This window comes from Allobosea sp. RAF48 (assembly GCF_052114025.1).
Taxonomy (GTDB): Bacteria; Pseudomonadota; Alphaproteobacteria; order Rhizobiales; family Beijerinckiaceae; genus Allobosea.
Genome location: NZ_JBFRDZ010000001.1, coordinates 648330 through 661527, shown reverse-complemented (window position 1 = coordinate 661527; position 13198 = coordinate 648330). Strand labels below are relative to the sequence as shown.

The 13198-nt window shown below is 69.4% G+C and carries 13 protein-coding genes; 4 read left to right on the top strand and 9 right to left on the bottom strand.

From position 1 onward, the window contains the following. Positions 1-15: 15 nt before the first annotated feature. Both AB4Z10_RS03190 and mutL read left to right on the top strand, forming a co-directional pair. A complete protein-coding gene (locus AB4Z10_RS03190; protein ID WP_441468901.1) occupies positions 16-1341 on the top strand; it encodes a glucose-6-phosphate isomerase in 1326 nt (441 codons plus the stop codon). A 140-nt stretch (positions 1342-1481) separates the two neighbouring features. Next, positions 1482-3287 (top strand): DNA mismatch repair endonuclease MutL, encoded by a 1806-nt coding sequence (gene mutL, locus AB4Z10_RS03185; protein WP_441468900.1) that lies wholly within the window; start codon positions 1482-1484, stop codon positions 3285-3287. 4 nt (positions 3288-3291) lie between these two features. On the opposite strand, the gene AB4Z10_RS03180 is transcribed toward mutL, so the two are convergent. From AB4Z10_RS03180 to AB4Z10_RS03165, 4 genes are all read right to left on the bottom strand, one after another. Beyond that, entirely contained in the window at positions 3292-3663 is a 372-nt protein-coding gene (locus tag AB4Z10_RS03180) for a DUF2019 domain-containing protein (RefSeq protein WP_441468899.1), read from the bottom strand. Then, the gene (locus AB4Z10_RS03175; protein ID WP_441468898.1) at positions 3660-4397 is read right to left on the bottom strand and encodes a hypothetical protein; all 738 of its coding nucleotides are present in this window, start codon (positions 4395-4397) and stop codon (positions 3660-3662) included. Before AB4Z10_RS03175 ends, AB4Z10_RS03180 begins: the two co-directional genes overlap by 4 nt. 97 nt (positions 4398-4494) lie before the next feature. Then, a complete protein-coding gene (rsmD, locus tag AB4Z10_RS03170) occupies positions 4495-5055 on the bottom strand; it encodes a 16S rRNA (guanine(966)-N(2))-methyltransferase RsmD (RefSeq protein WP_441468897.1) in 561 nt (186 codons plus the stop codon). A gap of 3 nt (positions 5056-5058) precedes the next feature. Then, entirely contained in the window at positions 5059-7224 is a 2166-nt protein-coding gene (locus tag AB4Z10_RS03165) for a pseudouridine synthase (RefSeq protein ID WP_441468896.1), read from the bottom strand. A gap of 123 nt (positions 7225-7347) precedes the next feature. Between AB4Z10_RS03165 and AB4Z10_RS03160 the strand changes: the two genes are divergently transcribed. Continuing rightward, entirely contained in the window at positions 7348-7812 is a 465-nt protein-coding gene (locus AB4Z10_RS03160) for a nucleoside deaminase (RefSeq protein WP_441468895.1), read from the top strand. A 122-nt stretch (positions 7813-7934) separates the two neighbouring features. Here the strand turns inward: AB4Z10_RS03160 and AB4Z10_RS03155 are convergent, their stop codons facing one another. After that, positions 7935-8186, bottom strand: coding sequence for a hypothetical protein (locus AB4Z10_RS03155; RefSeq protein WP_441468894.1), 252 nt, complete (start codon positions 8184-8186; stop codon positions 7935-7937). A gap of 103 nt (positions 8187-8289) precedes the next feature. Next, positions 8290-9033 carry a sulfite exporter TauE/SafE family protein gene (locus AB4Z10_RS03150; protein WP_441468893.1) on the bottom strand — a complete coding sequence of 248 codons (744 nt, stop codon included), beginning with the start codon at positions 9031-9033 and terminating at the stop codon, positions 8290-8292. Between the two features lie 105 nt (positions 9034-9138). Between AB4Z10_RS03150 and AB4Z10_RS03145 the strand changes: the two genes are divergently transcribed. Continuing rightward, complete coding sequence (locus tag AB4Z10_RS03145; protein ID WP_441468892.1) at positions 9139-9897, top strand: ArsR/SmtB family transcription factor; 759 nt, start codon at positions 9139-9141, stop codon at positions 9895-9897. On the opposite strand, the gene AB4Z10_RS03140 is transcribed toward AB4Z10_RS03145, so the two are convergent. From AB4Z10_RS03140 to purD, 3 genes are all read right to left on the bottom strand, one after another. Then, entirely contained in the window at positions 9857-10726 is an 870-nt protein-coding gene (locus tag AB4Z10_RS03140; RefSeq protein ID WP_441468891.1) for a patatin-like phospholipase family protein, read from the bottom strand. The genes AB4Z10_RS03145 and AB4Z10_RS03140 overlap by 41 nt on opposite strands. Positions 10727-10929: 203 nt before the next feature. Then, a complete protein-coding gene (locus tag AB4Z10_RS03135; RefSeq protein ID WP_441468890.1) occupies positions 10930-11844 on the bottom strand; it encodes an alpha/beta fold hydrolase in 915 nt (304 codons plus the stop codon). 33 nt (positions 11845-11877) lie between these two features. Beyond that, complete coding sequence (gene purD / locus AB4Z10_RS03130; RefSeq protein ID WP_441468889.1) at positions 11878-13155, bottom strand: phosphoribosylamine--glycine ligase; 1278 nt, start codon at positions 13153-13155, stop codon at positions 11878-11880. Positions 13156-13198: the final 43 nt, after the last annotated feature.

Below are 13198 nucleotides of genomic sequence, written 5' to 3'. Positions count from 1 at the left end.
ATACGGGTAGTCTTCATGCTTCAGCAAAGCTTCGATCTCGCGCTCGAATCCAAGGTCGGCAAGGGAGGCATTCCCGACGCGGCCTTCGAGACGGCGCTGGCCGATCTCAAGCCCGCGTTGGCGAAGCTGCAGGGGCAGGCGAAGGACGGTTCGCTGCCGCTGCTGAAGCTGCCGAGCGACACCGCCGACCTCGGCCCCGTGAAGGTTGCCTCCGACCGGTTGAAGGCTGGCGGCACCACCGATGTCCTGGTGCTCGGTACCGGCGGCTCCAGCCTCGGCGGCCAGACGCTCGCTCAACTCACCGGCTACGGCATCGCCGGCCTCTCGCAGTTCGCGCACGGCCCGCGCGTCCATTTCATCGACAATCTCGACCCGGCCACCTATGCGGCGCTGCTCGCCAGGTTGCCGCTCAAGACGACCAAGTTCGTCGCGATCTCGAAATCCGGCGGCACCGGCGAGACCCTCCTGCAGTCGATCGCCGCGATCGAGGCGCTGCGGGGCGCGCATCTCACCGATCAGCAGATTGGCGAACATTTCCAGGGGCTCTCCGAGCCGGGCAAGCCCGGCAAGCTGCATCCGCTGCGCGCGTTGCTCGAGCCCTTCGGCACGCCCTTCCTCGAACACCACACCGATGTCGGCGGTCGTTACTCGGTCCTGACCAATTGCGGCCTGTTGCCGGCCGCCGTGCTCGGCCTCGACATCGAAGCGCTGCGGCTGGGCGCAGCGCGGGCGGTGGCGCCGCTCTTCGCCGGCAAGGACGTCCGCGAGACGCCCTCGGCGGTCGGCGCTGCGCTGCATCTCGCCGCAATGCGATCGGGCAAGAATATCGCCGTGCTGATGCCCTATGCCGACAAGCTCGCGCTGCTCACCCGCTGGTGGATGCAGCTCTGGGCCGAGAGCCTCGGCAAGGACGGGCAGGGGACGCAGCCGGTCGGCGCGCTCGGCCCCGTCGACCAGCACTCGCAGCAGCAACTCTATCTCGCCGGGCCTAAGGACAAGTTCTTCACCGTGATCACCACCGGCGTGAAGGGCAAGGGGCCGCAGATCGACGCGGCTCTGGCGGAGAAGATCGGGCAGGCCGATTTCGCCGGCAAGACGATCGGCGACATGGTTGCGGCGCAAGGCATCGCCATGATCGACACCTTCGCCAAGAACGGCTGTGCTGTCCGCCGCTTCCACGTCGAGCGGATCGACGAGACCAGCCATGGCGAGATGCTGATGCATTTCATGCTGGAGACGATTCTCACCGGCTACGCGATGGGTGTGGATCCCTTCGACCAGCCGGCGGTGGAGGAGGCGAAGCTCCTCGCCAAGCGCTATCTTGCCGAAGGGCGCAGCTGAGCGAATCGGGGTTTGCCGGCAGGGCACGTTATGCTCGGGCTCGGCCCGAGCATCTCTTGATCGAGATTCTCGGGTCTGTGCTTTGCGCCGCCCGGGAATGACGGGCGCGGTGCTCGCGACCAAGAGAACATGTTGAGCCCATGACCGTCCGCCGCCTCGATCCCGTCCTGGTCGACCGCATCGCCGCAGGCGAGGTGATCGAGCGGCCGGCTGCGGCCGTGAAGGAACTGGTCGAGAACGCGATCGACGCCGGCGCGCGCTCGGTCGCGGTCACCATCACCGGCGGCGGGCGCGAATTGATCCGTGTCGTCGATGACGGCGCCGGCATGACGCCGCAGGACCTCGAGCTCGCCGTCGAGCGCCACGCCACCTCGAAGCTGCCGGACGGGGACCTCTTCGCGATCGGGACGCTGGGCTTCCGCGGCGAGGCGTTGCCCTCGATCGGCTCGGTGGCGCGGCTCTCGATCGCGACACGCCGGCATGACGCATCCCAGGGCTCCGGCCTCGTCGTCGAGGCGGGCGAGAAGGGCGTCGTCCGCCCGGTCGCCGCGGCCGTCGGAACCCGCATTGAGGTCAGCGACCTCTTCATCTTCACCCCGGCCCGCCTCAAATTCCTGAAGAGCGACCGGGCCGAGGCCCAGGCCGTCTCCGAGATGCTGCGGCGCCTCGCCATCGCCCATCCCGAAATCCGCTTCTCGCTGGAAGGCGAGCATGTCAGCGCCTTTGACTGGCCGGGCGAGCCGATCGGGGAAGAGGGCCTGCTGCGCCGTCTCGGCCGGGCGCTTGGCCGCGACTTCCCAGAGAACGCACTGAAGATCGAGGCCGAGCGCGAAGGCTTCCGCATCTTCGGCTTTTCCGGTTTGCCGACCTTCCATCGCGGCACCTCGGCCGGCGTGCATCTTGCGGTCAACGGCCGCCCGGTCCGCGACAAGCTGCTGCTCTCGGCGGTGCGCGGTGCCTATGCCGACGTCGTGCCCTCCGATCGCCATCCGGTGCTCTTCCTCGATGTCGGCTGCGACCCGCGCTCGGTCGACGTCAACGTCCACCCCGCCAAGAGCGAGGTGCGCTTCCGCGACCCCGCCCTGGTGCGCGGCCTCGTTGTCTCCGGGCTGAAGGCGGCGCTCGCTGCCGCCGGACACCGCGCGACCACGACGGGCGGCGCCCGCACGCTCGACGCCTTCCGCGCCGTGCTCTCGATGGGCGGTAGCGGGAATGCGATCCCGCGCCCGGCCTTTCCTGCGACATCGAACTGGAGCGCGCCTGCCCCGGTTTCCGCGAGCGCCCCTCAACCCGGCTTCTCCGATTTCGCGGCGCCTTCCGCCGATGCCCGCGCCCATCTCGCCGAGCCTTCGGCAGACGCGCTCGACCGGCCGCTCGGCGCCGCCCGCGCCCAGGTCCATGAGACCTACATCGTCGCGCAGACGCGTGAGGGCGTCGTCATCGTCGACCAGCACGCCGCCCATGAGCGGCTGGTCTATGAGCGGCTGAAGGCCGAGCGCGCCCGCAACGGCATCGCCCGCCAGCCCCTGCTGCTGCCCGAGGTGGTCGAGCTCGATCCTGTCGATGCCGACCGCCTGATCGCGGCCGGTAGCGAGCTCGAAAGCCTCGGCCTCGTCCTGGAGTCCTTTGGGCTGGGCGCAGTGCTGGTGCGCGAGGCCCCCAGCCAGCTCGCCGGCGGCAATCTCCAGCGCCTCGTCCGCGATGTCGCCGATGCGCTGGCCGAGCACGGCACGGCCGGCTCGCTTGAGCGCCGGCTCGACCATGTGCTGGCGACGATGGCCTGCCACAACTCCGTCCGCGCCGGCCGGCGCATGCGCCCCGAGGAGATGGACGCGCTGCTTCGCGAGATGGAGGTCACGCCCAATTCCGGCCAGTGCAACCACGGCCGGCCGACCTATGTCGAGCTGAAGCTCAGCGATATCGAGCGGCTGTTCGGGCGGCGGTGAGGGGTCAGGTCGGCCGGTAGAAGCCGGAATCGAGGCTCTCCAATGCCATGCTCGCTTCTGCCGCTTGCGGATACCATTGCTCGTCGACGATGGCCTGAAGCTCGCGCCGCGCAGCGACACAATCTACCGCCAGATTGGCACGAGCGGCAGCTAGGCGGACCTGCATGTTGGGATGTCCAAACAGTTTCATCAGGACGCGTCTCTGATCGCCGGCACGAGATTTGAGTTCCATTTCCAGCGCGTGAACCTGCCAAACCAGCCGATTGGCGCGGGTGTTTTCATTGCCCTCCATCGCGTCGTACTGTTCGATGCAACGCCGCTCGAAATCTTTGACGATATCTGCGGTCGACAGGGAGCTGAGATTACGGCCGATCATTTGAGCACTCCGCTCTGTCGCAACGCTCGATGGCCCATCCGTACATGTTCTGACCAATCCCGGCCGCGAAGGTACTCGCGGGGCGATTGCATGGCGAATTCCGGGTTCGGGCGATTATACCATCCCGTGATCTCATGATGCTTGTATCGCGGAATGCTGACGATGTTGTCCACGCCGTCGATGGTGGAGCCCGGAAAGCCTTCGCGCGATCCGGCTCCTCGCTCGACGATATGATGGTCGTCATAACCCGGCCGCCTCCTGCCGGCCTGCTCCTGAAGCTCCATGAGCGACCTCGGCTCGTCCTGATACGATCGGATCGAGGGCCATTCCGTGTAAAGCCAGTGCCCGACCTCGATCGCCGTGACGACGGCGCCGATCGGGCCAGCCCTTCTCAGCACTTGGCGTGCGATCGCCTTTGCCAGCGCCTTCGCGGCCCTGATCTTCGACTGTCGGTCTTGGGGTGGGTCCTTTATGGGGTCGAGCGCCGGGCCGCCATTGTCGCCGACGCCCGGCTGCCGGCTTTGGCCGGAGCCCTCGCCACCGGCCCATTGCCCTCCCTCCGGGCTGCCCGCCGGCACGCGTGGCTGGTCCGAATTGAAGCCGCCCTTCTCGACGAGCGCCTGCAGGCGCGCAAGGGTGCGCATCATGCGCTCACCGGCGATGTGGCAGGCGACGGCATGGCGGCGCGCCGCCAGGGCGCGCCCGTTAGGTTCGATGGATCTTAGGATTGGCATCCGGCGCTTGGTCTCCGCGGCGGATGCGGAGATTAAGCGCGGAACAGGAGCTGGGGATAAGTTCGCTGTCGCCGGCCTATTAGCGACGACCTATGACCTATGAGTTCCGCAGCAGGATCACGAGAGTCTCGCCATAGCTCCGCCGCTCCAGTTCCTCGAATCCATCAGGCAGGCTGATCTCGGCATCCGCTGCCTCTTCCAGTACGATCAGGGCTTCCGGCTCCAGCCAGCCGCCCTCGCGGGCTGAGACCAGCGCCTTCTCGCCCAGCGCCTTGCGATAGGGCGGGTCGCAGAAGACGAGGCCGAACGGCGCCATGCCGGCGATCGCCCCGAGCTTCGTCGCATCGCGGCGGAAGATGCGGCTGAAGCCGGCGAGCCCGAGCGCCATCTGGTTCTCGCGGATGATGCCGCGCGCCTCGGTGCCGTCATCGACCAGAAGCGCGAAGCCGGCTCCGCGCGACAGCGCCTCGAAGCCAAGCGCGCCCGTGCCGGCGAACAGGTCGAGCACGCGCGCGCCCTCCACCGCGTCGCCATAGGCATGGGCGAGCACATTGAACAGGGATTCGCGCAGGCGGTCCGAGGTCGGCCGGATGCTGCCGATCCCCGGCTTTGGGCCGGCCAGAGGCCGGCCGCCCAGGCGTCCGCCGACGATCCGCATCGCTTAGCCGCGATTACCGCCGCGCGGGCCGCCGCCGCCGGGGCGCGGACCCTTGCCGCCGCCCGGCCGTCCACCGGGTTTGCCGCCGAAGGGACGTCCTCCGCCCGGCTTGCCGCCGAAGGGGCGCCCGCCGCCAGCCGGCCGCTCCGAGGAGCGAGCGCCGAAGTTCTTGGCCCCGAACCCCTTGCCTTCCGGCCGGTCACCGAAGCTGCGGCCGCGCGGCCTGTCCTCTGCCGGTCGCTCGCTGAAGCGCCGGGCGGGGCGCTCCGCCCCGTCTCGAGGGGCGCGGTCGGGGCGTTCGCCACGCGGCGCGCGATCCTGCCAGGGCCGCTCATCGGCACGATCGCGGCCACCGGCATCCTCGCGCGGGCGCCGCGCCGGCCGTTCGCCGCCGCTGGGGCGGCCGAAGGCGCGGGGGGCACGAGCCTCGTCGCCGCCTCGTTCGTGGCGCGGCTTGCGGTCGGGACGACGCTTGCTGTCGCGCGCAGGAGCGGCGTGCTCTTCCGAAACGGGTGCGCTGACGCGCTCGACCAGCACGCGCCGGCCCTTGGGGTCGGAGATCGGCGTGTCGCGGCGGCGCTTGATGTCGCCGGACGCTTCGCGCTGCAGCCGCTCCAGCTTCGGATCGGCGCCGCGGCGCGGCGGGGTCTTGCGTTCGCGCTGCGGCTCGGTCTCGGCATCCCGCCAGACCGTGCGGGTCCAGGGCTTGTCGCCGCGCAATTCGCGCACCGCATCGCGGCGCGCCTCGTGCGGATCCTCGGCGGCGTCGCGGCGTCGGCGCGGGCGATCGTCGCCAGCGGGGGCAGGGCGCGGCGCTGCGGGCAGGGCATCGCGGCGCGGCGATTCGAAATCGGCGCCGGCCTTGCTGGCGAGTTCGGTGCCGAGCTGGTCCTGCAGCACGCGCGAGCGGATCTCGTCGGCCTCGCCCTCTTCGAGTTCTCCGAGCTGGAACGGGCCGAAGGAGATGCGGATCAGCCGGTTCACCGTCAGCCCGAGATGCTCGAGCACGGTCTTGACCTCGCGGTTCTTGCCTTCGCGCAGGTCGACCGTCAGCCAGGTGTTGAAACCCTGCTGGCGCTCGAAGCGGGCGATCACCGGCCCGTACTGGATGCCGTCGATGGTGACGCCGTCCTTGACGGTGTCGAGCACGTCCTGCGTCACCTCGCCGAAGGCGCGCACGCGGTAGCGCCTCAGCCAGCCGGTCTCCGGCAGCTCCAGCACCCGCGCCAGCCCGCCGTCATTGGTCAGGAGCAGCAGGCCTTCGGTGTTGATGTCGAGCCGGCCGATGGTCAGCACGCGCGGCAGGTCTTCCGGCAGCACGTCGAAGACGGTCGGCCGGCCTTCCGGGTCGAAATTGGTCGTCACCACGCCGCGGGGCTTGTGGTAGAGCCACAGCCGGGTGCGTTCGCGGGCCGGCAGCGGCTCGCCGTCGATCAGCACGACATCCGTCGGCTTCACGTCGAAGGCCGGGCTTTCCAGCACGGAGCCGTTCACGCTGACGCGGCCTTCCGCGATCATCGCCTCGCTGTCGCGGCGCGAGGCGACGCCGGCGCGCGCCATCACCTTGGCGATCCGCTCCGGCTCCTCCGCCGTGATCAGCTTGCGCTCGGGCGCGTCCTCGCGCGGGCGGCGCGGACGGTCCTCATGCCCTTCGAAGCGCGGCGCGCGCGGGCGCGAAAAGCGCCTTTCGCCATCGCGGCCCTCGCCGCGCGGCGGCCGATCGCCCTGCGGACGGTCGCGGCCGGCAAAGGGGCGATCGCCGGTGCGTGCCGGACGGCGCGGGCGCTCCTCGCCGGAGCGTTCACGGAAGCCGCGGCCTTCGCCTTCGGCCTTGAAGCGGGCCGGCCTGTCACCGTCGAAGCGGCGCGGGCGCGGGGCGTCGCCCTCGCTGCCGGCTGGCCGCTCGAAGCGCCGGGTGGGACGTTCGTCGCCGGTCGAATGGCCGCGGAAGGGCTTGTGCTCGCCGTCGCGGGGCGGCCGGTCGTCGCTGGACGAGCGGCTGCGGAACGGCTTGCGCTCGCCATCGCGTGCGGGTCCACGGCTTTCGCCGCCTGAGCGGCTGCCGAAGCTCTTGCCACCGAAGCCTTTACCGCCGGAACCGGGGCCACGGCCGCCGGCGCCACCGCCCTTGCGCGGGCCGCGGCCTCTGTTGTTGTCGTCGTCTTTCATGGTTGCTCCTGAGCCGGCCGAGCACAACCGCTTTGCGGGAAAGGCCTGGCTCGCTTATTCGCTATGACCGGCGCTTGTAGCAGAGGCTTTCCCTCGCTGCGAGCGCCAAAACTGGGGTTTATGATGTCGAAACCGCAATCATCCTCCGCGCTCGACGCCATGGCGCTGGCCTTCGACGAGGCGAAGGCCGCCGCGCAGCGCGGGGAGGTGCCCGTCGGTGCGGTGGTGGTGCGGGACGGCGCGGTCCTCGCCAGTGCCGGCAACCGCACGCTCGAGCTGAAGGATCCGACTGCGCACGCCGAGATGATGGCACTCAGGCTCGCCTGCGAGGCGCTCGGCAGCGAGCGGCTGATCGGCTGCGATCTCTATGTCACGCTCGAACCCTGCCCGATGTGCGCGGCGGCGATCTCGTTTTCCCGGATCAGGAGGCTCTATTTCGGCGCGGCCGACCCGAAGGGCGGCGCCGTCGAGAATGGCGTCAGGCTCTATGAGAGCCCGACCTGCCACCATGTGCCGGAGGTCTATGGCGGGTTGCGCGAGACCGAGGCTGCGGCGCTGCTGCGGGATTTCTTCCGCGAGCGGCGGTAGGCAGCCCTTCTCAGGCCGTCATTCCGGGCTGACCGAAGCGCAGATCCGGAATCCATCATAGAGCGGGATTCCGGATCGGCGCCGCTTGCGGGGCTTGTACCGAATGACGGTGGAGGGGACGATCAGGTATCCGACGAGTCGATGCCGAATTTCTGCGCGAGCTGCGCGCGATCCATGCAGGAGACGTCATAGGTCACCTGCCGGCCCTTGAATTCCGGGCGCTTGCTGAATTCCTTGGTCATCGAGCGGGTGATGTCGTCGATCCGCGCTTCGCAGGCTTGGGCGGAGGTGAACTCCATCTCGCTGATCCGGCTGGTGGCGCAATGTACCTCGCCGGTGACGCAGGCCATGATGACCATGGTGAAGGCATCCATGCAGGCGCTCCTGTTGCGGCCGGTCGAAACTGCGCGCCTATGGTTAGCGCTTGGTTTAGACCGGCGATGTGCCCCCCCGCGTCCTTAAGCAAGATGCGGGCCGTTATGCAAGGCTGCGCCAGCACAAATAGGTGCCGAGCGCCAGCAGGCCGGCAAAGAAGCAGACCTTGAACGTGGCCGGTGAGATGCGGCTGCGGATGAACTGTCCGGCGCTCATGCCGGCCAGCGCCGGAACGAGGGCAAGGAAGGATTGCCAGGCGGCAGCGCCGTTGAGCGCCCCGGCTCCGATCAGTCCGAGGGAAAGCGCCAGTGTCGAGACGATGAAGGAGATGCCGAGCGCCTGCACCAGTTCGTCCTTGTCGAAGCCGAGTGTCTGCAGATAGGGCACGGCCGGCAGCACGAAGACGCCGGTCGCAGCGGTGACGACACCGGTCGTCAACCCGATGACGGGGCCGAGCCAGCCTTCCCAGGCCGGTGGCACGCGCAGCTTCGCCGCCTTCAGGCCGACGAGCGCGTAGAGCACGAGCGCAAGGCCGAGCCAGAGCGTGGCGGTGCCGTCCTTTTCCTGCTGCAGCAGCCCGGCGCCGGCCCAGGTGCCGATGCAGATGGCGGCCAGCATTGGCGCGAGCCGCCGGAGCGTTGCGCCGAGCTTAGGGCCGGTCGTGAGCTGCCAGCCATTGGTGACGAGGTTGGGCACCACCAGCAGCGCCGCCGCCTGCGCCGGCGCCATCACCACGCCGAGGATGCCGACAGCGATCGTCGGCAACCCCAGCCCGATCACGCCCTTGACGAAGCCGGCGAGCACGAAGGTCGCGGTGACGAAGAGGAGGAGAGTTGTGTTGTCCATGCCCCGCTTGTGGCATCGCCCGCGGCGGCTGTCGCCGCCCGATGCTACGGCCGGCGCCGTAGTGTTCCTGCTTGCGGCGCGGCGGCGATGGCGCATCATGGCGCCATGAGCACGCCAAGTCGCTATTCCGGCCCCTATCTCGCGGAGATCGCCCATCTGATGGGCGACCCGGCCCGTGCCAACATGCTGCACGCGCTGATGGACGGCCGTGCATTGACGGCCAAGGAACTGGCCTGGATTGCCGGCGTCGCACCGCAGACGGCGAGCGGCCACCTCGCCAAACTGATGCAGGGCGGGTTGATCGCGGTCGCCGTGCAGGGGCGCCACCGCTACTACCGGCTCGCCGGATCTGAAGTGGCAGCGGCGCTGGAAGGTCTGATGGTTCTGGCCGGCCTGGACGGGACGAGCCGGCGCTTGCCCTCGCGCGTCGGTGCGGAGCTGAGCCAGGCCCGCACCTGCTACGACCATTTTGCCGGACGGCTCGGCATCGGCATACACGACGCGCTGATGGCCGGCCGCCATCTCGCCGTCAGCGAGGGCGGCTATGCGCTGACGCCGTCGGGCAAGGCGATTTTCTCGGCCCTCGGCGTCGATCCGGATGCGAGCGGCCGGAGCCGCCGTGCGGCGCTGCGGCCCTGCCTCGACTGGAGCGAGCGCCGGCCGCACCTCGCCGGCCATCTCGCTGCGGCGCTGGCCTGCCGCTGCTTCGAGATGGACTGGGTCCGCCGCCGCAAGGACAGCCGTGCGGTTGTCCTGACCGAGGAGGGCAGGGCGATGCTCGCGGCCGCGCTCCCCGGCTTCCGCTGCGATGAGCCGGAGCCGGTCAGTCCCGCGCTTCGAGAGCCCGCGCCAGCGCTCGCTTGACCTCGTCCTTGATCGGCTCCGCCGCCGCGAGGATCGCCTTCGCCTTGAAGAAGTCGAGCCCGCCGATGCGGTCGGCACCGGCCCGGATCAGGATGTCGGGCGGCTGCTGCTCGACCATGCGCTGGACCAGCGTGCGGGTCAGGATCTGCGAGGCGCCGACGATCGCCTCCATCGCGCCGGGAATGCGCGTGTCGCTCGACGCGGTCGTGGGAGCGCTGACATCGACGGCCACGACGATGCGGCCGGGCGCGAGCAACGCCCGATAGGGCAGGGGATCGATGGCGCCGCCGTCGATCAGCACGCGCCCGCCGAGCGCGACCGGCCGCACCAGCCCGGGAATGGCGAGCGAGGCAGCAACGGCCGGCGTCAGCGGCCCGTCGCTCAGTACGACCTCCGCGTGGCGGTGGTAATCAGCCGCTACGGCGGTGAACGGGATCGCCAGCTCTTCGAAGCGATCGGGCACCGCCTCCGGCCAGAAGAGGTCGAGCAGCCGTTCGCCATCGATCAGGACGGGGTTGCCGAGGCCGCGCACGAGATCGGCGAGCTTGCCGACCCGGGCATCGAGCAGCTTCCCGATCACGCGGGCCCGGTCACGGAAGCTCTGCAGCGCATGCTCGCGCAGATCGCGGCCGGAGAGCCCGGCGGCGTAGGCAGCGCCGACGATGGCACCTATCGAGCAGCCGGATATCTGCGCGGGCTTCAGGCCGAGCTCGTCAAAGGCCTCCAGCACCGCGATGTGGCTCAGGCCCCGTGCCCCGCCGGCGCCCAGGACGAGCGCGATCTCGGGCGTGCTGCCCGGCCTGCGTTCTGGCTTCGGGGCTGACTTCATATCTGGCGACATCCCCATCGTCATTCCGGTGCAGGCCACCGCCCTGAGCCCGGGACCCATGAACACGACGGACCGTCATCGTCATTGCGAGGCGCGAAGCGACGAAGCAATCCAGGGGGGCTGGATGAAGCGTTCAACCAGGTCCCCCGGGATTGCTTCGCTGGGCTCGCAATGACGTCCCTTTCGAAGAGGCCCGCGCCGGCTCAGGCGACGGCCTGCGCCAGGAAGGGCTTCAGCACCGCGAGCGTGGCCTGCGGGTTCTCCTCCGGCAGGAAGTGCCCGCTGTCGATCGCCTGGCCTTCTGCCTGCGGCGCGAAGGTCTTCCGCCAGATTTCGAGCGGGCTCGCGCCCTTGGCCGGGATGCCGGCTTCGCCCCAGAGAACCAGCGTCGGGCAGAGGATGCGCTTGCCCGCAGCGAGGTCGGCCCTGTCGTGCTCGACGTCGGTGGTGGCGCCGGCGCGATAATCCTCGCAGGCGGCATGGGTGCGCGACGGATCGCTGAACGACTCCGCGTACGATCGAATGGCCAGCGGGTCGAACAGATCGAGGTTCTTCGCCCTGCTCCAGCTCGCGATGGTGCTGTCGAGCCAGCCGACGGGATCGGCCTTGAGCAGGTTCTCAGGGATCGGCTCTGGCTGGGCCAGGAAGGTCCAGTGATAGACCTGCATGGCGCGGGCCGCGTTCATGCCTTCCCACATTGAGACGGTCGGCAGGATGTCGAGCAGCGCCAGCCGCTCGACACGGCCGGGGTGGTCGAGCGCCAGCCGATAAGCGACCCGCGCGCCGCGGTCGTGGCCGATCACGTCGAAACGCAGATGGCCGAGCGCCTGCATCACGGCGACAATGTCCTCGCCCATGCCGCGCTTGGTGTAGATCTCCTTGCCGCCGTCGCCATGCGGCGCAGCCGACCAGCCATAGCCGCGTAGATCGGGGCAGACGACGGTGTGGGTCTTGGCCAGCTCCGGCGCCATCCTGTGCCACTCGGCATGGGTCTGCGGAAAGCCGTGGATCAGCACCAGCGGCGGCCCTTCGCCGCCGACGCGCGCGAAGATCTTGCCGATGGGCCCATCGATCCAATGAGCCTTGAAGCCGGGGAAGAGGGAGTCGATGTTCGCCATGGCCGCAAGCATAGCTCCGGCCACGGCGTCCTGTCAGCCTTGCTCGCGCTTCACCGCCTGCCAGCCGATGTCGCGACGGCAGAAGCCCTCAGGCCAGTCGATCCTGTCGACCGCCGCATAAGCGCGCGCCTGCGCCTCGCCGACGTTCTTGCCGAGCGCGACGACGTTGAGCACGCGCCCACCATTGGCGATGAGCTCGCCATTCGCCAGCTTCGTGCCGGCATGGAAGACGAGCACCTCGTCCAGCGCCTCTGCCTCTTCGAGGCTGCGGATGACGCTGCCGGTCTCCGGCTTGGCGGGATATCCCCTGGCCGCGAGCACGACGGTCAGGGCCGCCTCGTCACGCCAGCGCAGGTCGACAGTGTCGAGTATGCCGTCGCAGGCTGCGAGCAGCGCCGGCACGATGTCGCTCTTGAGGCGCGGCATCAGCACCTCGCATTCGGGGTCGCCGAAGCGGGTATTGTATTCGATCAGCTTCGGCCCCTGCGCCGTGATCATCAGCCCGGCGAAGAGCACGCCCTGGAACGGCGTGCCGCGCTTGGCCATGCCGGCGAGCGTCGGCCTGATGATCTCGGCCATGACCCGCTCTTCCAGCGCGGGCGTCATCACGGGCGCTGGCGAATAGGCGCCCATGCCGCCGGTGTTCGGGCCGGTATCGCCGTCGCCGACGCGCTTGTGGTCCTGCGCCGAGGCGAGCGCCAGCGCATGCGCACCGTCGCAGAGCGCGAAGAAGCTCGCTTCCTCGCCGATCATCCATTCCTCGATCACGACCTCGGCGCCGGCGCTGCCGAGCCCGCCTGCGAACATCATTTCGATGGCCTCGTTCGCCTCGTCCAGCGTCTCGGCCATGATCACGCCCTTGCCGGCGGCGAGCCCGTCGGCCTTGATCACGATCGGCGCGCCCTTGTCCGCGACATAGGCCCTGGCGGAGGCAGCGTCGCTGAAGCGGCCGAAGCCGGCGGTCGGGATGTCGAATTCGGCGCAGAGTTCCTTGGTGAAACCCTTCGAGCCTTCGAGCTGCGCGGCGGCCTTCGACGGGCCGAAAACCTTGATGCCGGCCTGCCGGAGATCGTCGGCGATCCCGGCGACCAGCGGCCCTTCCGGTCCGACCACGACGAGGTCGATCCCCTGCAGCCGGCAGAAGGCGACGACGGCGGCATGGTCGGCGACATCGACCGCGACGTTCTCGCCGCATTGCGCCGTGCCGGGATTGCCCGGCGCGATGAAGAGCGTGTCGCAGAGGGGCGAGGCCGAAATCGCCCAGGCGAGCGCATGCTCCCGTCCGCCCGAACCGATCAGAAGAATCTTCATCGCCGCCTCCGTCATTCGCCTCGTTTGCCGTCATCCCGGGCGG